Raw genomic sequence first — 18,587 nt, forward strand, 5'->3', positions numbered from 1 at the left:
CAAGAGCTGGCTCCATCGGGAGCCAGCTCATTGCCGTTTGAGGATAGTGAGGTGAGCTATGAATGGCGTTAACCTGGATAGCCCGGATCTGAAGCTGGTTCGCTCCAGTGACCAAGCTCCGGCTCGGGCATCGTCATCTCCTCAGCCCAAGGACAGTGATGTTTCTGTGCAAGCCGGCACCCGTGCCACTGAAGCGCGTGAGGTTGAGCAGGCCAGGCGGGTCGAACAGGACAGGCTCGAAAGGGAGCAGCTCGATGAGGCCGTCTCGCAGTTGAACGATTACGTGCAAAGTGTCCAGCGAGATCTGCAGTTCGAGGTGGATAACGAGCTGGGCCGGACCATCGTTCGGGTTGTGGATCAGGAGACCCAGGAGGTGATCCGGCAGATCCCCGACGAAGTGGCCCTGAAACTGGCAGAGAAATTGCAGCAGGATGAACCGCTGACCTTGTTCAATGTGAAGGTGTGACGCCTCATACCCTCACAGAACGTGTTGTAGCCACGAGTCAGCACCGCCGGTTTCCGCAAGGGATTGGCGGTGTTTTCGTTTAAGGTGGTTACGCGTGGTTACAAAAAATGCCGGCGCGGACGGCAAAGTTTTGCCGGCCTCGGCCGATAACTGCATTGGATAGATAAGACATCCCCCAGGGGAGGAAGGGTATGGCAAGCATCTCGTCATTGGGTATCGGCTCGGGCGTTCTCACGTCCGATCTGGTCGACCAGCTTGTCGAAGCTGAAAAGGCAGCGTCTCAGGAGCGTCTGGATTACAAGACCGAGCGCGCCGAGGCCATGATTTCGGCCTATGGAACGCTGCGCAGCGCGGTCACCGAACTGCGCCTGCCGATGCGACAGCTCAGCGCTGCGGATAACCTGAAAGCCTTTTCCGCGACCTCGTCCCACGATTCGGTATCGGTCTCTGTGGACAGCACCAAGGCCAGCCAGGGCAGCTATACGGTCGACGTGCTCCAGCTTGCCCAGGCCCAGTCCCTGGCTTCCGGCACCTTCGCCGACAAGGACTCTACCGCCATCGGCACCGGCACGCTCACCATCAGTACCGGCAGTGAGTCCAAGACCATCACCATCGATGGTTCCAACAATACCTTGCAGGGACTCGCCGACGAGATCAACGAGGCGGGCATCGGCGTGTCCGCCGGAGTGATCGATACCGGCAGCGGTTACCGGCTGGTGTTGTCGTCGGAAAGCACCGGTACCGCCAATGCCATCTCCATCGAGGTTTCGGACAACGACGGCGTGAGCGACGATGCCACCGGGCTGTCCGCGTTCGCCTTTAACGACACCGTCCAGAATTTGGAAGAAACGGTCGTCGCCCAGGATGCCAAGGTCAAGATCAACGGTATCGAAATTACCCGCTCCACCAACAGTTTCGACAACGTCATCGGGGGCCTGACCTTCGATGTCACCGAGGAAGGGGTGACCTCAACGGTTAAGGTCGAGCAGGACTATGCCGCGGTCACCGAGCGCGTCAGTGCCTTCGTCGAGAAGTTCAACGCCCTGCAGTCCACCATCAAAAGTCTGGCCGGGTACAACGCCGAGACCGGCGAGGGAGGCATTCTCACCGGCGATTCCGCCGTCCGTTCGATTCAGTCCCAGTTGCGTAACATCCTGAACACGGTGGTGCCGGGCCTGGAAAATGCCAGTGTGCGGACGCTGGCAGACGTGGGTATTACCACCAACTACGAAACCGGTGGGCTGGATTTCGACCAGAGCAAGTTTGAGGAAGCGCTCAAGAATCACCCGGACGATGTCACCGCTCTGTTCGCGGAGCAGGGGCGCGCCTCCGACGAGGGGATCGAGTTTCTTTCCAGCGGTTCCGACACCCTGGCCGGTAACTACCGCGTCAACATCACCCAGGCGGCGACCCGCGGTGGCGTGCTGGGCGATACCGCCCTGGCCGACGGAGTGGTGATCGACGACAGCAATGACGAGTTCGAGTTGACGGTGGATGGTAAGACCACGCTCACCGTGCAGCTGACCCAGGGCACCTACGCCACCGCCGAGGACCTGGTGGCGGAAATCCAGGCCCAGCTGGATGCGTCCTCTGCGCTGAACTCCGAGGGGCAATCGGTGCTGGTGGATCTGGATGACAGCGGCGTGCTGCGCTTTACTTCCACTCAGTACGGCAGCAGCTCGAACGTCAGCATCATGTCGATCGAGGACGGTGGCGCAGCCCTGGGCCTGTCCGTCAAGACCGGGACCCTGGGCAAGGACGTGGCCGGCACGATTGGTGGCGTCGCCGCCGAGGGGGATGGCCAGGTGCTGACCGTGACCGGTTCCGGTGGCGCCAAGGGCATCAGCATCCGGGTGACCGGTGACGCGACCGGAGACCGTGGCACCATCCGCTTCATCGAGGGCATCGGCGAGCAGGCGGTGAACCTGGTCACCAGCATCGTCGGCGAGGACGGCAGCCTGGAGGCCAAGACCGACGGACTGGAGCGGGAGCTGGAGCGGATTCAGGAAGAGCAGGAACGTCTGGACGCGCGCATCGAGAGCTACCGCGAACGTCTGGTCGCTCAGTTCACCGCCGCCGACACTCTGATTTCCCAGCTGAACACCACGGGCGACTACGTGACCCAGCAACTCGCTGCCCTGGCTCCGAACAGCAGCGACGATTAAACCGTTTTGTCACAACGACAAAACTGCGCACACGAGGTTTGATATGAACGGTTTGCAGGCATACCAGCGCGTCAACACCCAAACCAGCATCACCGACGCCGATCCGCACAAACTGATCCAGCTGCTGTACAACGGGGCGCTGGAGCGGATCAACATGGCCAAGGCCCGGATGCTGGCCCGGGATTTCGAGGGCAAGGGTCGGTTGATCTCCAAGGCCATCGAAATCATCGGCGGCCTCCGGGGCTTTCTGGATTTCGACAAGGGCGGCGACCTGGCGGTGCGGCTGGAAGGGCTGTACGACTACATGGAGCGAACCCTGTTCGAGGCCAATGCCAAGAACGACCCGGCCAAGCTGGACGAAGTGGCGGAGCTGCTGCGGGTCATCAAGGAAGGCTGGGACGGCATTCGCGAGGAAGTTGTCACTCAGCCGTCCGAAGCCGTCTGATCGTTCCCTGGGCTCGGTGCCCCACCGGTTGCCGCGGTGGGGCGGGCTGCCCATGCGGATGGCTGAATAGCCATTCCCCCCGCTCTCCCGTACAATATCGCTCCTGTTTTTCACACATCCATTCTGTTCAGTCTGGAGCAAGGGCATGTCTGATATCAAAAAGGTGGTGCTGGCCTATTCCGGTGGTCTGGATACGTCCGTGATCGTCCGGTGGTTGCAGGATACCTACAACTGCGAGGTGGTGACTTTCACCGCCGACATTGGTCAGGGCGAGGAAGTGGAGCCGGCACGGGCCAAGGCGGAAGCGCTGGGGGTCAAGGAAATCTATATTGAGGACCTGCGCGAAGAGTTCGTGCGCGACTACGTGTTCCCGATGTTCCGGGCCAATACCGTCTATGAAGGGGAGTACCTGTTGGGTACCTCCATTGCCCGCCCGCTGATCGCCAAGCGCCTGGTGGAGATTGCCAACGAAACCGGTGCCGATGCCATTTCCCACGGCGCTACCGGCAAGGGCAACGACCAGGTGCGCTTCGAGCTGGGTGCCTACGCTCTCAAGCCCGGCATCAAAGTGATCGCCCCTTGGCGCGAGTGGGACCTGAACTCCCGTGAGAAGCTGCTGGCATACTGCGACGAGCGCAGCATCCCGGTTGAGAAGAAAAAAGGCAAAAGCCCTTACTCCATGGATGCCAACCTGCTGCACATTTCCTACGAGGGCATGAACCTGGAGGATCCCTGGGCCGAGGCCGAGGACGATATGTGGCGCTGGAGCGTGTCGCCGGAGAAGGCACCGGATCAGCCGACCTACATCGAGCTGACCTACCGCAAAGGTGACATCGTGGCCGTCGACGGCCAGGAAATGAAGCCGCACGAGGTGCTGGAGCACCTGAACAAAGTCGCCGGCGCCAACGGCATCGGTCGGATCGATATCGTCGAAAACCGCTACGTGGGCATGAAATCCCGTGGCTGTTATGAAACGCCGGGCGGTACCGTGATGCTGCGTGCCCATCGTGCCATCGAGTCCATCACCTTGGACCGGGAAGTGGCGCACCTGAAGGACAGCCTGATGCCGCGTTACGCCGAGATCATTTACAACGGCTACTGGTGGTCGCCGGAGCGCAAGGCGCTGCAGGCCCTGATCGACACCACCCAGGAATACGTCAACGGCACCGTGCGTCTGAAGCTGTACAAGGGCAACGTGGATGTGGTTGGCCGCAAGTCCGAGGACTCCCTGTTCGACGAGAAGATCGCCACCTTCGAGGAAGATCAGGGCGCCTACAACCAGAAGGATGCCGAGGGCTTCATCAAGCTCAACGCCCTGCGTCTTCGCATTGCGGCTGGCAAGGGGCGGAAGCTTTAAGACGGGTTGGCTCGTCAGGCCAAGGCCGGAGCCTGCCCCCGGAAACGTGAAGCGCCAGGGACGGCGCGACCGAGCCCTGCAGGGGTGTATTCACGGGCGTTTTCCGGGAGCCGGTACCGACCTTGATCGTTCGTCTTTTGCACCGGCTTTGCTTTGCCGAAACTCCCCAGGCGTCATACCTTTGACCGCTTTGAATTTGCGGTGAAACGACGTGGTTTCACTGTATCCCAGCCTGAGCGCGATGTCTGGAATTGCCAGGTCCGTGCCACTCAGATAGTCCTCGGCCAGTTGCTGCCGCACTTCGTCCAGCAGGCGCTGGTAGGATGCGCCTTCCTGACTCAGTTTGCGTTGCAGGGTGCGGCTGGTGAGGCCAAGGTCCTCCGCCACCATGTCCTGCCGGGTGATGCCCTGGCGAAGCTGTTTCTGAATGCTGGCTTTCACCCGGGAGGTCAGGTCCGTGTCGGTGTCCAGCGCGGCCAGTTGCGAGAGAGCGTGAGCCTCCAGTGTCTTGCGCAGCTGGGGATCCGGTTGCCGCAATCGGGTTGCCAGCAGTGCTGCCGGAAAGCAGACGCTGTCCTGTTCCGAGTTGAAAACGACCGGGCACCGCCAACGCTGGCGGTAGGCCGGTTCCAGGTTGGCGCCGGGGGACGGCCGTCGTAGGCACACCCGATCGGGGGCGGCGGTTTGGGTGTCTGCCAGCCAGCGGGCGTAGTTGATCCAGGAGGCAAAGACGTTGTCCACCATGTGCATGCGCACACGCGGGTCGGTGTACCGGCAGCTCCAGGACAGGGTGATGGTGTCCCGCTGGATGGCCAGGCGCGTGGTGCCCATGTCGCCCACCAGCCGTTCGAACGGAGCGATCCGGGCGACGGCTTCTCCCAGGGTGGAACAGCTCATGGTGATGTAGCCGAGCACGCTGTAGGAGCCGGGCTGCACGAAGTCTCCGGTTTCCAGCCCAAGGATCGGGTTCCCAGTCCGCTCAACCAGAACGCGGATGAAATCCTGGAATTGCTCGCCGTTGATCCGGCCGTCATCGGTGGCCAGGATGTCGGTACTGAGGCCGGCTTCGGCAAACAGCGGCGCGGTGTCGAGGCCGGCGGCTTCGGCGGCTCGGACGTACTGGCGCAGGGCGGCCACGGAGGCGGTTCCAAGGGTGGTCATGCGGGTTCGCGGTTTTTGGTTTTGTGTCAGGCCGAGTATAGCGGAAGTCGGGGGCAGGGCTGGAGGGGCGGCGCACAAAATAAAAGGCCAGCCGGAGCTGACCCTAAACCAAGAAGAAAGAACGAAAGTGCCTGAACATTCGATCATTCGGTGGACCCCATCATGCGGCGGAGGTACGACTCGGACCCTCCGCCATGGGGGATACTGCTTGAATCCACAATGTCAGGTTACTCCCGGGGTGTCGGGCTGTCTGTGTGTGATCTGTGTCACCGTGTTACCGATTGTTCGTCGTTCCGGGTTCAGGCCCCGATCCCTGCCATGGGTGCCGTTTCGGTGAAGCGGCGGGTTTCGTAGGCGTCCACCAGTGCCTGGAGCGCGGACTGTTCCATATCCTGGACCGTGGGGGTGCCCTGCTGGGCGTCGGCCCGGCAGAGCGCCATGCCGGCCTCCACCGAGATGTAGCCGGCGGAAGTTTTCAGGGCCTTATGGTTGATGCCGTCGAACACACGGCGGAAGGCGGCGGTGGTGCAGTGTTCCGGCGAAGGGAAGTAGGCCAGGATGGCGTACTGATTGTCGCCGATCCGGCACAGGGTGTCGATCGGTCGGATCAGGCTGCCCAGGCGTCGGGCGATGCCGGTGGCCAGCTCGCCCATGACCGAGGCCGGATAGGCGCGCTTGAGTTCCTGCCAGTTGCGGATGCCGCACAGCACGTAGGCGGAGGCGCCGCCCCGGGCTTCGGCGTGGCGCAGGATCTTGTCCAGTCGCTGGCGGCTGTACCGGCTGTTGCACAGGCCGGTTTCCAGGTCGATGATGTTGGTGCTGGCCAGTTCCCGATTGTTCTCGATCAGCCGCGCGTTGGCCTGCAGCAGCGTGTTCTGACGGTCGGCCATGCGATCGGCGGCGAACACCCTGGGGATCAGCTGCTTGGTCATGTCGGACTTGTAGATGAAGTCGTCCACGCCCCGGTCGAAGGCTTCCGACAGAGCCTCGACGCTCTCCCGGGCAGTCAGCAAAATGACGTAGGTGTAGTGATTGTTCTGTTCGTCCTGTTGGCGTACCTGATCGGTCAGTTCCAGGCCGTCCATTTCCGGCATCAGCCAGTCTGCGATCAATACGCTCACCGGGCGCTGCTCCATTTGTTGCAGGGCGGTTCGGGCGTTGTTGGCGATACGGACATCGCGGTAGCCGGCATTGCGGAGCGTGCGGCTGACCACCATGCTGCTGAACTTGGCGTCGTCGACGACGAGGATGGGAAGGTCGAGGTTGGGCATGGAGTCCTGCTTGTTTATCCGTCCATTGTCACGTGCGGTGTCTGCCGGCTCTTGTTATGATTTGCGGCGTTTTGGGATAGAACCTGTGGCGCCAGTATACGCTTGCGCGCCCCCTGGAGAATGACGACCATGCCTTCTTTTGACATTGTTTCCGAAATCGACATGCACGAGGTCACAAATGCGGTCGACCAAGCCCGTCGGGAGCTGGGTAACCGCTGGGATTTCAAGAACGTGGAGGCGGGCATCGAGCTGGAGGATTCCCGGATTACCCTCAGCGCGGAGCAGGAGTTCCAGCTGGAACAGCTCACGGACATGCTGCGGATGGCCTTCGCCAAGCGCAACATCGACGTCCGTGCCCTGGCGGAGGACGGTGACAGCAAGGCCGGCAAGCTGGTGAAACAGCACTTTACCCTGAAACAGGGCATCGAAACGGACATGGCCAAAAAGATCGTCAAGATGATCAAGGATCAGAAAATGAAGGTTCAGGCCGCGATCCAGGGCGACAAGGTCCGGGTGACCGGCAAAAAGCGGGATGACCTTCAGGCGGTGATCGCCATGCTGCGCGAGGCGGAGCTGGATCTGCCGCTGCAGTTCAACAACTTCCGGGATTGACGGGAGGCCCGCTATCCTTTCCGAAGCCCGCCGTATCCTGATCCGGGACGTACTGCACACCTATACCCGGTGGCAAGTCATTGCTTTGCTGTTTCTGGGGTTCTCGGCGGGCCTGCCTTTCCTTCTGGTGTTCTCCACCCTCAACGCCCGCCTGGCGGATGTCGGGGTGGAAACCGCCACCATCGGTTTCTTCAGCTGGTTGGGCATGACCTATTCCATCAAAGTGTTCTGGGCGCCGGTGGTCGATCGCCTGCGTCTGCCGCTGCTGGACCGGCTACTGGGCAAGCGGCGCAGCTGGATTCTGCTGGCCCAGGCCGGCATTGCCACCGGGTTGTATGCCATGGCACAGGTGGATGCGGTGGCGCATCCGGAGCGGCTGGCGTTGTGGGGGCTGCTGGTGGCGTTCTCCTCGGCCACCCAGGACATTGGTATCGATGCCTACCGCATCGAGATCGCCGAGGAACGTCTGCAGGCGGCACTCGCGGCCACCTATATCTTCGGTTATCGGCTGGCCCTGCTGGTGGCCGGGGCCGGGGCCCTGTATCTGGCGGAGTTCTGGAGTTGGCAGGTGTCCTACGAGACGATGGCGGTGCTGGTGGGCGTAGGCATGCTGACCATTCTGGTGGCTCGCGAGCCGGCGGTGAACCACTACGCCGTTGCCGGCGACATCGCCCATCACATTGAGCGGGAAGCGGCCCGGCGCGCGGACCTGCCTCCCAGGCTGGCTCGCTTGGCCGGCTGGTTCTACGCGGCGGTCGCCGGCCCGTTCCTGGACTTTTTCCAGCGTTACCGGGAGCTGGCGCTGGCGATCCTGGCTCTGGTGGCGCTGTACCGGGTGTCGGACATCGCCATGGGGGTGATGGCCAATCCCTTCTACCTCAATTTCCTGGGCTTCACCAAGACCCAGGTCGCGGACGTCACCAAGGTGTTCGGCTTTTTCATGACCATCGGCGGCTCCTTGCTGGGCGGCGTGCTGGTGGTGCGCTATGGCGTTCGCCGGGTCCTGCTGGCCGGAGCGGTGATGACCGCCGCCACCAATCTGCTGTTTGTACTGCTGGCCCAGTATCCGCCGAACATCGTTACTCTGGCGCTGGTGGTCAGTGCCGACAACCTCAGCGGAGGCATTGCCAACGTGGCACTGATCGCCTGGCTCTCCGGTATGACCAGTGCCTCGTTCACTGCCACCCAGTATGCGCTGTTCAGTTCGCTGATGACCTTGCCGGGCAAGTTTCTCGGCGGTTTTTCCGGGCTTCTGGTGGAGGCCTTCGGCTATGCCGGTTTCTTCACCATGTCCGCACTCATGGGGGGGCCGGCCATCCTGTTGGTCCTGTTTCTGATGCGCCGGGGCCGGCGCCTGGATACCCTGGCCCCGGATCCCGTGGTTCGGCAGGAGAGGTCCTGATGGACGAGCCCAGCAAGGAACAGAGGATCTGGCAGGTGGTGCTGGCGATTCCGAAAGGCCGGGTGGCCGGTTACGGCCAGGTCGCCGCCATGGCGGGGCTGGGGCGGCAGGCCCGGTTTGTCGGGCGCGCCCTCGGCCGGTTGCCGCCGGGGCATTCGGTGCCCTGGTACCGGGTGATCCGGAGCAACGGCCAGATTGCCTTTCCGGCGGACAGCGAGGCCTTTCGGCGACAGGTTCGCCTGTTAGCGGAGGAAGGGGTGGAGGTCGTCAACGGCCGGGTATCGATGGCGCGGTTTGGCTGGCAATGAGGGCTGCGCCCCCATTGCCCCGGCCCGGCGTCACAGGCGCAGCGCGCCGTCCACCTCGATGATGCGCCCGGACAGATAGTCGTTCTCGAAAATGAACGCAGCGGCGGAGGCAATTTCCTCCGGCTTGCCCATGCGCCTGAGCGGAATGCCCGCGGTCATCTTCTCCAGTGCCTCCGGCTTCATGGACGCGGTCATCTCGGTTTCAATGAAGCCCGGGGCGATGCCCATGCAACGGATACCGTGGCGGGCGAGTTCCTTGGCCCAGACCGGCACCAGCGCGGCTACGCCGGCCTTGGCTGCGGAGTAGTTGGACTGCCCCATGTTGCCGGCCCGGGAAATGGACGAAATGTTGATGATCACGCCCTGGCTGCCGGTCTGGACCATCTGGGTCGCCGCTTCGCGGGCGCACAGGAATACCCCGGTGAGGTTGACGTCGATCACCGCCTGCCATTGGGACAATTCCATGCGCCGTTCCACCTTGCCGTCCCGGGCCTTAATCAGAAAACCGTCACGCAAAATGCCGGCATTGTTGATCAGGCCGTTGAGCTGGCCGAAATCGTGGGCAATGGTTTCGAAGGTTTTCGCCACCTCCTCTTCCCGGGCGACGTTGCACAGATAGGCCCGTGCCTCGCCGCCGGCCCTGACGCACGCCTCCACGGCCTCGTCGAGCGTTTCCGGTACCAAGTCGATCAACGCCAGACGGGCGCCCCGGGCCGCCAGATATTCAGCCATGGCCCGACCGAGGCCCTGGCCACCGCCGGTAATTGCAATCACGGAATCTTGAAGTTTCATGGTTTGCCCTCAATTCATCAACAGTGAGTGATTTGTGCAATGACTGTGTGCCCGGTGTTGCCCGTGGCCGGAGCCCGGGATAAAGGCCGTGTACCGGCTGTTGTTGTCGAGGTGTCCGAGTATATCAGAGGCGCCCTGAACACACCCTTTGCCATTGGGGTTTTCATGCCAGTTTTTCTGTTGCTTTTTATTGTCTTGCCCATCGCCGAGATGGCTGTCCTGATCAAGGTTGGCAGTCTGATCGGTGTCCTTAATACCGTGGCTCTGGTGCTGCTGACGGCAGTCATGGGAGCCTGGCTGTTGCGCCAGCAGGGGCTGGCGACCCTGCTGCGGGCGAATGAGCGCCTGAACAGCGGCGAACTGCCGGCGCGGGAGGTGGCCGAGGGGCTGATTCTGGCGGTGGGCGGGGCGCTCCTGCTGACACCGGGGTTCATCACCGACGCCGCCGGTTTCCTCTGCCTGCTGCCCGGAACCCGGCACTGGCTGGCGGCCCGGGCTCTCAAGCGTCTGCGGGTGTCGGGGCAGACCCGGGCCTTTTACTTCCGTGCCGGGGGTGGCCCGTTCCGCTCCGGAGGGGAGGGCGACATCATCGAAGGGGAGTATCGGGAGCATACCGAGCGGGATCACGACCGGCTCGAAAAAAAGTGAAAAAATTTTTTATTCGGGGTGTTGAAATGCCCTTGGGCATCCCCATTTAAGTTGCACAAGTTCGTTGCAGGCTGTTTCTGGCTGTGCGTCAGCCGGCATGGACAGCCGGGCAATGCGCCTGGGCAGGGCACTGTGCAGGCGGTTCAACATCAACTGTCATTGCCACATTAATCTGACTACTGGAGAAACCGAGCAATGAAAATTCGGCCGCTACACGATCGTGTTGTCGTACGCCGCAAGGAAGAAGAAGAGAAAACCGCAGGTGGCATCGTGCTGCCGGGTAACGCCAAGGAAAAACCTTCCCAGGGTGAAGTGCTCGCCGTCGGTAACGGCCGGATCCTGGACAATGGCGAAACCCGTTCGCTGGCGGTCAAGGTGGGTGACACCGTGGTGTTCGGTCAGTATGCCGGCAATACCGTGAAGATCGACGGTGAAGAACTGCTCATCATGAGCGAGAGCGAAATCTACGGCGTGCTCGAAGACTGATCGCGGGGCGATCCGAACGAACAGTCCTTCATTCGAACGACAGACATTCGGTTTAACGAACAGGAATAGACGATATGGCAGCAAAAGACGTTAAATTCGGTGACAGCGCCCGTAAGCGCATGGTCAAGGGTGTTAACATCCTGGCGGACGCCGTGAAGGTCACTCTGGGTCCGAAAGGTCGGAATGTGGTGCTCGACAAGTCCTTTGGCGCGCCGAACGTGACCAAGGACGGTGTGTCCGTGGCCAAGGAAATCGAACTGAAAGACAAGTTCGAAAACATGGGCGCCCAGATGGTGAAGGAAGTGGCTTCCCAGGCCAACGACACCGCCGGTGACGGTACCACCACCGCAACCGTTCTGGCTCAGGCCATCGTCAACGAGGGCATCAAGGCCGTTACCGCCGGCATGAACCCGATGGACCTCAAGCGCGGCATCGACAAGGCCACCGCCGAGGCCGTCAAGGCCATCCGCGACATGGCCAAGCCCTGCGACGACAGCCGCATGATTGCCCAGGTTGGCACCATCTCTGCCAACGGTGACGAGTCCATCGGTAAGATCATCGCCGAGGCTATGGAGCGTGTGGGTAAGGAAGGTGTCATCACCGTCGAGGAAGGCCGTGGCCTGGAAGACGAGCTGGAAGTGGTCGAAGGTATGCAATTCGACCGTGGCTACCTGAGCCCGTACTTCATCAACAACCAGGAGAACATGTCCGCTGAGCTGGAGGATCCGTACATCCTGCTCGTTGACAAGAAGATCTCCAACATCCGCGAACTGCTGCCGGTCCTGGAAGCCGTTGCCAAAGCTGGCAAGCCGCTGCAGATCATCGCCGAGGACATCGAGGGTGAAGCCCTGGCGACCCTGGTGGTCAACAACATGCGCGGCATCGTCAAGGTCAGCGCCGTAAAAGCGCCGGGCTTTGGTGACCGTCGCAAGGAAATGCTGCAGGACATCGCCATCCTGACCGGTGGTACCGTGATCTCCGAAGAAGTGGGCCTGACCCTGGAGAACACCACCCTGGATGATCTGGGTACCGCTAAGCGCGTAACCGTCACCAAGGAAAACACCACCATCATCGGCGGTGCGGGCGCGGAAGCCGACATCCAGGCTCGCGTCGAGCAGATCCGCAAGCAGATCGAAGAGAGCACCTCCGACTACGACAAGGAGAAGCTCCAAGAGCGTGTGGCCAAGCTGGCGGGCGGTGTGGCCGTCATCAAGGTGGGTGCTGGCTCCGAAGTGGAAATGAAGGAGAAGAAAGCCCGCGTTGAGGATGCTCTGCACTCCACCCGCGCTGCGGTTGAAGAAGGCATCGTACCGGGTGGTGGCGTGACCCTGATCCGTGCCATCGCCGCTCTGGACAAAGTGGATGCCATCAACGAAGAGCAGAAAGCCGGTGTTAACATCCTGCGCCGGGCGATGGAAGCTCCGCTGCGTCAGATCGTATACAACGCAGGTGGCGAGCCCTCCGTTGTCGTGGCCAAGGTGCGTGAAGGCGAAGGTGCCTTTGGCTTCAACGCTGCGACCGAAGAGTACGGCGACATGCTGGAAATGGGTATCCTGGATCCGGCCAAGGTCACCCGCTCTTCCCTGCAGGCCGCAGCCTCCGTGGCTTCCCTGATCATCACCACCGAAGCCATGGTGTCCGACCTGCCGGAAGACGAGAAACCGGCGGCTGCCGGCATGCCCGACATGGGCGGCATGGGCGGCATGATGTAACGCCGACCGGCTTGGACCCTGCCGCGCCCGCAAAGGCGCGGCACGAGCCAAACCCAAACCCCGCGCTGGTTCACACCGGCGCGGGGTTTTTGTTTTTTGTCATGAACTTGTCGGGGGGCTTTGTTAGACTCGGCTTCCGGTCTTTCGTGTGTATGAGTGAATGAGTGACGCCAAGCCGACACGTTTTTTCCGCCTGGGCAAATTGATGGGGCTGTTGCTCCTGGGCCTGGTGACCTACCTGGTCGCCCTGGTGATCTGGGTGCCCGCAGGCTGGCTTTGGCAGCAGGCCTCCGGCCATGTCCGGCTGCCGTCACAGGTTTCGGTGCGCCAAGTCTCCGGTACGCTCTGGGAAGGCGCGGCTGGGCTTGAAGTGCTGGGCTATCCGGTTCGGGTAACCTGGGGGCTCGGCGCGCCGTCGCTGACGGGGCTCAGTTTGCCACTGGAAGTGCGGCTGGATTCCGTCCGCTCCCACCTGGAGGGGCATCTGACCCTGACTTGGCCGGGAGCAGGCTCCCTGGACGCGCGGGGCCGGGTGGATGTTGCCGAGTTCGAAGACCTGATTCGCCGCAGTGGCGGCGCCATGATCGAGGGCGCGGTGGATGTGGAGCGCCTGCACCTGGTTTGGCGGGACCGGAGCCTGTCCGAGGCCGACGGTCTGGCGCGCTGGGGCGGGGGGAGAGTCACGTGGCCCATGGCCGGACAGGTGGGAGCGGCGGATTTTCCGCCCATGCTCGCCGAAATGACCCGGCGCCCAGGCGGGGTCTCCCTGTCGGTAAGGGCCGCGGAGGCCCCCGGCCCCGCGGCGGACGTTCAGGTTTCCTGGGACGGCATGATGGACATTCGCGTCTACAAACGGATGGTGGACCTAGCCGGTCAGCCCTGGTCCGATGCCGCCCGTCCTTCCGACGTGGTGTTCCGGGTGCGCCAACCCCTGGTGCCGGGAGGGCTGTGACGGTGGCCAAGACGTCGGGAATCCCCCAGGCCGCCCTCGCAAGGGGGCTGGCCAACCTGCTGTTGCTGGCGCTGGTGTTGTATCTGGGGGTGGTGCTGGCCCGAGTCACCTGGACTCTCGCCTGGCAGGAGCGGCCGGTTCCGCCGCCGGCACCGGAGGCCGGAACGCCCGGGCCAGGCCGGGTGGAGGCCTATCCGATGGCCAGTTACACATTTTTCGGGCGTCCCAGGGTCGAGGCCGGCGTGCAGGAAGCCGTCAGGCGTTCGGCCCCGGAAACCCGACTGCGCCTGCGTCTGGAGGGCGTTTTGGTGGGCCCCCGTCCGGAAGCGTCCGGTGCTATAGTTGCAGGAAGCAACGGAGAAACGGCCTACTACCGGGTCGGTGAGCTGCTGCCGGGCAACGCGGAACTGGCGGAAGTGGAGGCCGGTCGCATCCTGATCCGCCGTGGTGGCCGCTACGAGTCACTGACGTTCGAAGAGTCCGAGTCGGCCGGAGTGGTTGCGGAAGCGGCCGAGGAACCGGCAGAATCCTCGCCCGATGCGTTCCTTTCGGCCGCGCGGGAGCAGTTGGATACCCAGGGGCTCGCCGCCCTTGCCAGTTACGGCCTGCGTCCGGTTGACGATTCGGGGCAGTCCGGTTACGTCTATGACGGCTCCAGCGCGATGCTGAACGCCCTCAACCTACAGGCTGGGGACGTGATCACCGCGATCAACGGCCAGCGGCTGGGCGACCTGGAACAGGACAAGGCGCTGCTGGAGAGCTGGCGGGATCAGCCCCAGCTGGAAATCGAGATTGAACGGGACGGAACGCTCCTGACCGTCAGCTATGCCATCCCCGAGCAGTGGCGCTGATCGGGGCTCACGATACAGGACGAAAACGCCAGATGCATAACCATAAGACGACTTTGCTACGGGCCCTCGCGCTGTGGCTGCTCTTTTCTCTGATGTCCCTGGCCCATGGCCAGGAAGAAACCTGGCGCCTGAACCTGAAGGATGCCGACATCCGTGCGTTCGTGACCCAGGTCGCCGACATCACCGGTTACAGCTTTGTGGTGGACCCGCGAGTCAAAGGCAAGGTGACGGTGCTGTCCAGCGCGCCCATGAACAAGGACGAGATCTATGACCTGTTCCTGGCGGTCCTGAACGTTCATGGTTTCACCGCCATTCCCGGCGAGGAAGTGATCAAGGTGGTGCAGCAGGTGGATGCCAAGCAGTCCGCCGAATCCCTGTCCCGGTTTCCGGACGTGCCCTCGGAACAGCTGATCACCCGGGTGATTCAGATTGACAACGCCAATGCTCTGGAACTGGTGCCCATTCTGCGGCCGCTGGTGGCCAAGTATGGCCACCTGGCCGGCGTGGCCGCCGCCAATGCTCTGATCGTCAGTGACCATGCCGCCAATATCCAGAGGATCGAACAGATTGTCCGTGAGCTGGACAGCCCCTCCAAGTACGAGGTGGAGGTGATCCAGTTGAAAGAAGCCTGGGTGGGTGACATGGTGACGCTGCTGCAGGAGCTGGCACCCGATGAACTGGGGCGCGCCGGGGGCGAGAATGCCGCCCGTAAATACAGCGTGACCGCCGATGAACGCAGCAACCGGTTGATCCTGCGGGGCGACGAGACCTTCCGGGACAAGATGCGAGGGCTGATTCGCCAGCTGGATCAGCCGTCCGCCACCGGAGGCACCACCAAGGTGATTCGCCTCAAACACGCCGATGCCAAGAATCTCACTGAGATTCTGAAAGGGGTGATGGGCGAGCGGGTCAAGGAAAGTTCCGTCGGTGCTTCCGGCTCCGGGGCTTCGGGGGCGCGCCCGAACAGCAGCTTCTCGGTGTTCGCGGACGAAGGCCTGAATGCCCTGGTGGTTCGGGGGGAGCCGTCCCTGATGCAGGAGGCGGAGCAGATTGTGGAGCAACTGGACATCCGCCGGGCTCAGGTCATGATCGAGGCCGCCATTGTCGAGATCAGCGATGAACTGGGGCAGGATCTGGGCGTTCAGTTCGCGGCCGGCGACGAGTCCGGGGGCTCGACGCCGGTGGTGGGTACCAACTTCGGTAACGTGGGACGCAGCCTTGGCGATGTTCTGACGGCGATTCTCAACGAGTCGGCCATCACGCCGGCACTGGGGGGGATTACCCTGGGGGCCGGTGAGCGTAACGAGGGGGGCATCAGCTGGGGCGTGCTGATCCAGGCGCTGGCCACCTCGAGCGCGGCGAATCTGTTGTCCACGCCCAGCATCATCACCCTGGACAATCAGGAATCGGAGATTACCGTGGGCCAGAACGTGCCGTTCCGCACCGGCGAATACACCCAGACCGGGGACAGCGCAAGCAACCCGTTCACCACCATTGAGCGGCGGGACGTCGGCCTGACCCTGAAAGTGACGCCCACCATCAGCGCCGACGGGCTGGTGCGCTTGGTGGTGGAGCAGACCACCGAAAGCGTGGCGGACAGCATCGAGGACGCCTCGGACATCGTCACCAACAAGCGTGAGATCAAGACCACCGTGCTGGCGGACGACGGCGAAACCATCGTGCTGGGCGGCCTCACCCGGGACGACCTTCAGGTCACCCGCAGCAAGGTGCCCCTGCTGGGCGATATCCCGGTGCTCGGGCGCCTGTTTTCATCGGAGTCGGAGCGGCGGGTGAAGCGCAACCTGTTGGTGTTCCTGCGCCCGACAATCATGCTCGACAAGGCGGAATCCACCGCCGCCACCGACGGCAAGTACCGGACACTTTGGGAGGTGAACCTGGGCATCCGGGAAAAACTGGGCCTGCCCGAGCGCGGAGAGCGCCCGCCCATCGAATCCCTGTTCCAGTCTCCCACCCTCGAATAGACGCCGTCTCACAGAGGCGGCATGGGGCAGTCGAGCTGGTCGGCGATCAACCGCATCAGCTCGTACTCCCTGGGCTCGACCTGGCCATCGTGGCTGACGCAGTGGGCACAGGCATCGATGACCGCCGGCTTGAGCAGGGGCGACAGGCGGTTCAGAGCGGTCAAAGCCTCCTGCAGCTGGCGCATGGTGACCTTTTCCACGCCTGGCGCCTCTTCTTCCCGCCAAGTCATGAACCCCGAAATGGCTTCCCGGTACAGGGTGTTGGCCTCGTCCTGGGTCCGGCTTCCCGCCTTTGCCATCAGGCTCAGCAGTTTGCGTATGGCGGGCAGCGCCGGTTTGTAGGCGCGGTAACGGACCGGCACCGCCTGGCCGGCCTGCCGCTCCAGATGGCGGGCCAGGAAGCTGGTCAGGGCCAGTTCGAACAAAGAAATTTTCTGGTCAGCCGCGGCGAGGCGGCGGACATTGGCGATCAGGGTCCGGCGCTCTTCCGGGTCCAGCTTGCGCAACGCGGGCATGGCCAGCTCCAGGGCTGGGAAGCGTACGCCTTCACCGAGGCTGGCCAGGGTCGGCAGCAGTTTGGCGAGCAGCTCTGGTTGTGGCCCCAGCACCGGATGCTCCGGAAGCAGCGCCAGCTGAGCCTTCTGCTCCTCCCGGGGAAGGTGCCCGATCAGAAGCGCGTAGCACAGCTGTACCGCGCCGGCCCGGGTGTAGAGCAGGGTCCGGAATGTGGCTGGCAGCTGCTCCAGAAAGCGGGTGGCGTAGCGTTCGCTGTCCTGGCTGACGGTACCCACCTGCTGTGACAGTGACCGAGCGGGGACGGGGGCTGCCCGGGCGATGGGGGACATGCTCGCGGCCCGGACCGGCTCATAGACTTGGCGGGCGATATCCCCCAGCCGTGTCGCTTGCGGCTGCGCCGTTACGGACGGGCTCAGTTCGGCGCTGGGGTGAGTGTCCCTGAGCCGGCTGCGCAGACGGGCGAGCAGCCCGGGCTGGATTTTCTGGATCCGCTCCTCGATGGGAGGATGGGAGGCCAGCAGCGCACTGAACGTCATGCGGGTGGCTTCGCCAAAGCACATGTGGTTCATGTCGCTGGCATGGCTGGTGCTTTCCAGATAGCCGCCGTGCAGACCGATCTTGAACAGGGCGCCGCCAATCCCTTCCGGATTACGGGTGAACTGGACCGAGGAGGCATCCGCGAGCAGCTCCCGCTGCCGGGACACCGCCGCCTGGATCAGCCGCCCGAAGAACACCCCGACGTAGCCGATCACCAGCAGTGCCAGGCCAACCGCGCCCAGACCGGCCTGGGCGCGGTTGTCGCGGTTCGAGCGGGAGCCCCGGTGGAATGAGGCCCGCACCAGGAAGCCGCCGATCTGGCCAATCATCAGAATCCCGGCCAGCAGGGCGATCAGCCGCACGTTGATCCGCATGTCGCCGTTGAGGATATGGCTGAATTCGTGCCCGACCACGCCCTGCAGTTCGTCCCGGGTGAGCTGGGCCAGGGCACCGTGGGTGACCACCATAACCGCCTCGCCCGGGGTGTAGCCGGCGACGAAGGCGTTGATGCCGGCTTCCTGGTCCATGACATAGAGCTGGGGGACCGGGACACCGCTGGCGATGGCCATCTCCTCAACGATGTTGCGCAGCTTGCGCTCGTCCGGGTCGCGGGTGTCCGGGTCGATCAGACGGGCTCCGACCATTCGTGCCACCCGCTCGCCACCGTCGGCCAGGTCCGCCCAGCGAACCAGCGAACCCGTGCCGATCAGGCCTACCACGACGCCGGCGGTGATCAGCCCGTGCGACGACAGCAGCCAATGGTGAAAGGGCAGGGAGGAGGTTTCACTCCGTGTCACCAGGTAGCCGACCAGGCAGACGGCCAGGGTGATCAGGATGACGGCGCTGAGGAACAGAAACACCAGCAGGCCGGTGTTGCGCCGGGCGTGCGCCTGGCGCTGAAAAAAACCGGGGTGGGCCATGGCT

Annotated in this window: 17 protein-coding genes; 13 read left to right on the forward strand and 4 right to left on the reverse strand. The window is 63.0% G+C overall.

The genetic code is table 11. The annotated features are described in order from the left end of the window. Window positions 1–58: 58 nt before the first annotated feature. From BTO32_RS00975 to BTO32_RS00990, 4 genes are all read left to right on the forward strand, one after another. A complete protein-coding gene (locus BTO32_RS00975) occupies window positions 59–466 on the forward strand; it encodes a flagellar protein FlaG (protein WP_076722579.1) in 408 nt (135 codons plus the stop codon). A 191-nt stretch (window positions 467–657) separates the two neighbouring features. Beyond that, the gene (gene fliD / locus BTO32_RS00980; RefSeq protein ID WP_076722580.1) at window positions 658–2,631 is read left to right on the forward strand and encodes a flagellar filament capping protein FliD; all 1,974 of its coding nucleotides are present in this window, start codon (window positions 658–660) and stop codon (window positions 2,629–2,631) included. A gap of 43 nt (window positions 2,632–2,674) precedes the next feature. After that, entirely contained in the window at window positions 2,675–3,076 is a 402-nt protein-coding gene (gene fliS, locus BTO32_RS00985) for a flagellar export chaperone FliS (RefSeq protein ID WP_076722581.1), read from the forward strand. 145 nt (window positions 3,077–3,221) lie between these two features. Then, the gene (locus BTO32_RS00990; protein ID WP_076722582.1) at window positions 3,222–4,433 is read left to right on the forward strand and encodes an argininosuccinate synthase; all 1,212 of its coding nucleotides are present in this window, start codon (window positions 3,222–3,224) and stop codon (window positions 4,431–4,433) included. Window positions 4,434–4,523: 90 nt separating this feature from the next. On the opposite strand, the gene BTO32_RS00995 is transcribed toward BTO32_RS00990, so the two are convergent. Both BTO32_RS00995 and BTO32_RS01000 read right to left on the reverse strand, forming a co-directional pair. Then, the gene (locus BTO32_RS00995; protein ID WP_076722583.1) at window positions 4,524–5,594 is read right to left on the reverse strand and encodes an AraC family transcriptional regulator; all 1,071 of its coding nucleotides are present in this window, start codon (window positions 5,592–5,594) and stop codon (window positions 4,524–4,526) included. Window positions 5,595–5,893: 299 nt separating this feature from the next. Then, complete coding sequence (locus BTO32_RS01000; protein ID WP_076722584.1) at window positions 5,894–6,865, reverse strand: GGDEF domain-containing response regulator; 972 nt, start codon at window positions 6,863–6,865, stop codon at window positions 5,894–5,896. Window positions 6,866–6,994: 129 nt separating this feature from the next. On the opposite strand from BTO32_RS01000, the gene BTO32_RS01005 reads away from it, so the two are divergent. From BTO32_RS01005 to BTO32_RS01015, 3 genes are read left to right on the forward strand one after another with little or no spacing between them, the layout of a single operon-like run. Further along, the gene (locus BTO32_RS01005) at window positions 6,995–7,477 is read left to right on the forward strand and encodes a YajQ family cyclic di-GMP-binding protein (protein WP_076722585.1); all 483 of its coding nucleotides are present in this window, start codon (window positions 6,995–6,997) and stop codon (window positions 7,475–7,477) included. Between the two features lie 52 nt (window positions 7,478–7,529). Next, on the forward strand, window positions 7,530–8,879 hold the full coding sequence (locus BTO32_RS01010; protein ID WP_425435215.1) for an AmpG family muropeptide MFS transporter: 1,350 nt from the start codon (window positions 7,530–7,532) through the stop codon (window positions 8,877–8,879). Continuing rightward, the gene (locus BTO32_RS01015) at window positions 8,879–9,187 is read left to right on the forward strand and encodes an MGMT family protein (protein ID WP_076722587.1); all 309 of its coding nucleotides are present in this window, start codon (window positions 8,879–8,881) and stop codon (window positions 9,185–9,187) included. Before BTO32_RS01010 ends, BTO32_RS01015 begins: the two co-directional genes overlap by 1 nt. Window positions 9,188–9,217: 30 nt before the next feature. Here the strand turns inward: BTO32_RS01015 and BTO32_RS01020 are convergent, their stop codons facing one another. Further along, window positions 9,218–9,979: an SDR family oxidoreductase gene (locus BTO32_RS01020; protein ID WP_076722588.1), complete on the reverse strand. Its 762-nt coding sequence runs from the start codon at window positions 9,977–9,979 to the stop codon at window positions 9,218–9,220. 165 nt (window positions 9,980–10,144) lie between these two features. Here BTO32_RS01020 and BTO32_RS01025 point away from each other — a divergent pair, with 165 nt between their 5' ends. The 6 genes from BTO32_RS01025 (at window position 10,145) to gspD (ending at window position 16,610) form a co-directional block, all read left to right on the forward strand. Then, window positions 10,145–10,627: an FxsA family protein gene (locus BTO32_RS01025; RefSeq protein ID WP_076722968.1), complete on the forward strand. Its 483-nt coding sequence runs from the start codon at window positions 10,145–10,147 to the stop codon at window positions 10,625–10,627. 195 nt (window positions 10,628–10,822) lie between these two features. Further along, window positions 10,823–11,113 (forward strand): co-chaperone GroES, encoded by a 291-nt coding sequence (groES, locus tag BTO32_RS01030; RefSeq protein ID WP_076722589.1) that lies wholly within the window; start codon window positions 10,823–10,825, stop codon window positions 11,111–11,113. Between the two features lie 74 nt (window positions 11,114–11,187). Beyond that, window positions 11,188–12,825, forward strand: a complete 1,638-nt coding sequence (groL, locus tag BTO32_RS01035; RefSeq protein ID WP_076722590.1) for a chaperonin GroEL — start codon at window positions 11,188–11,190, stop codon at window positions 12,823–12,825. Window positions 12,826–12,985: 160 nt separating this feature from the next. Further along, window positions 12,986–13,777, forward strand: coding sequence for a type II secretion system protein N (gene gspN, locus BTO32_RS01040; protein ID WP_076722591.1), 792 nt, complete (start codon window positions 12,986–12,988; stop codon window positions 13,775–13,777). A gap of 2 nt (window positions 13,778–13,779) precedes the next feature. Beyond that, the gene (locus tag BTO32_RS01045) at window positions 13,780–14,628 is read left to right on the forward strand and encodes a type II secretion system protein N (protein WP_076722969.1); all 849 of its coding nucleotides are present in this window, start codon (window positions 13,780–13,782) and stop codon (window positions 14,626–14,628) included. A gap of 32 nt (window positions 14,629–14,660) precedes the next feature. Continuing rightward, window positions 14,661–16,610, forward strand: coding sequence for a type II secretion system secretin GspD (gene gspD / locus BTO32_RS01050; RefSeq protein WP_076722592.1), 1,950 nt, complete (start codon window positions 14,661–14,663; stop codon window positions 16,608–16,610). 8 nt (window positions 16,611–16,618) lie between these two features. Here gspD and BTO32_RS01055 read toward each other — a convergent pair whose 3' ends face one another. Beyond that, complete coding sequence (locus BTO32_RS01055) at window positions 16,619–18,583, reverse strand: M48 family metallopeptidase (protein ID WP_076722593.1); 1,965 nt, start codon at window positions 18,581–18,583, stop codon at window positions 16,619–16,621. Window positions 18,584–18,587: the final 4 nt, after the last annotated feature.

This window comes from Marinobacter lutaoensis (assembly GCF_001981305.1).
In the GTDB taxonomy this organism is placed as follows: domain Bacteria; phylum Pseudomonadota; class Gammaproteobacteria; order Pseudomonadales; family Oleiphilaceae; genus Marinobacter; species Marinobacter lutaoensis.

What these genes read in the sequence shown, in the direction of transcription:
- BTO32_RS00975 (WP_076722579.1), top strand. Translation starts at nt 59, where the DNA reads ATGAATGGCGTTAACCTGGATAGCCCGGATCTGAAGCTGGTTCGCTCC.
- fliD (WP_076722580.1), top strand. Translation starts at nt 658, where the DNA reads ATGGCAAGCATCTCGTCATTGGGTATCGGCTCGGGCGTTCTCACGTCC.
- fliS (WP_076722581.1), top strand. Translation starts at nt 2,675, where the DNA reads ATGAACGGTTTGCAGGCATACCAGCGCGTCAACACCCAAACCAGCATC.
- BTO32_RS00990 (WP_076722582.1), top strand. Translation starts at nt 3,222, where the DNA reads ATGTCTGATATCAAAAAGGTGGTGCTGGCCTATTCCGGTGGTCTGGAT.
- BTO32_RS00995 (WP_076722583.1), bottom strand. Translation starts at nt 5,594, where the DNA reads ATGACCACCCTTGGAACCGCCTCCGTGGCCGCCCTGCGCCAGTACGTC.
- BTO32_RS01000 (WP_076722584.1), bottom strand. Translation starts at nt 6,865, where the DNA reads ATGCCCAACCTCGACCTTCCCATCCTCGTCGTCGACGACGCCAAGTTC.
- BTO32_RS01005 (WP_076722585.1), top strand. Translation starts at nt 6,995, where the DNA reads ATGCCTTCTTTTGACATTGTTTCCGAAATCGACATGCACGAGGTCACA.
- BTO32_RS01015 (WP_076722587.1), top strand. Translation starts at nt 8,879, where the DNA reads ATGGACGAGCCCAGCAAGGAACAGAGGATCTGGCAGGTGGTGCTGGCG.
- BTO32_RS01020 (WP_076722588.1), bottom strand. Translation starts at nt 9,979, where the DNA reads ATGAAACTTCAAGATTCCGTGATTGCAATTACCGGCGGTGGCCAGGGC.
- BTO32_RS01025 (WP_076722968.1), top strand. Translation starts at nt 10,145, where the DNA reads ATGCCAGTTTTTCTGTTGCTTTTTATTGTCTTGCCCATCGCCGAGATG.
- groES (WP_076722589.1), top strand. Translation starts at nt 10,823, where the DNA reads ATGAAAATTCGGCCGCTACACGATCGTGTTGTCGTACGCCGCAAGGAA.
- groL (WP_076722590.1), top strand. Translation starts at nt 11,188, where the DNA reads ATGGCAGCAAAAGACGTTAAATTCGGTGACAGCGCCCGTAAGCGCATG.
- gspN (WP_076722591.1), top strand. Translation starts at nt 12,986, where the DNA reads ATGAGTGACGCCAAGCCGACACGTTTTTTCCGCCTGGGCAAATTGATG.
- gspD (WP_076722592.1), top strand. Translation starts at nt 14,661, where the DNA reads ATGCATAACCATAAGACGACTTTGCTACGGGCCCTCGCGCTGTGGCTG.
- BTO32_RS01055 (WP_076722593.1), bottom strand. Translation starts at nt 18,583, where the DNA reads ATGGCCCACCCCGGTTTTTTTCAGCGCCAGGCGCACGCCCGGCGCAAC.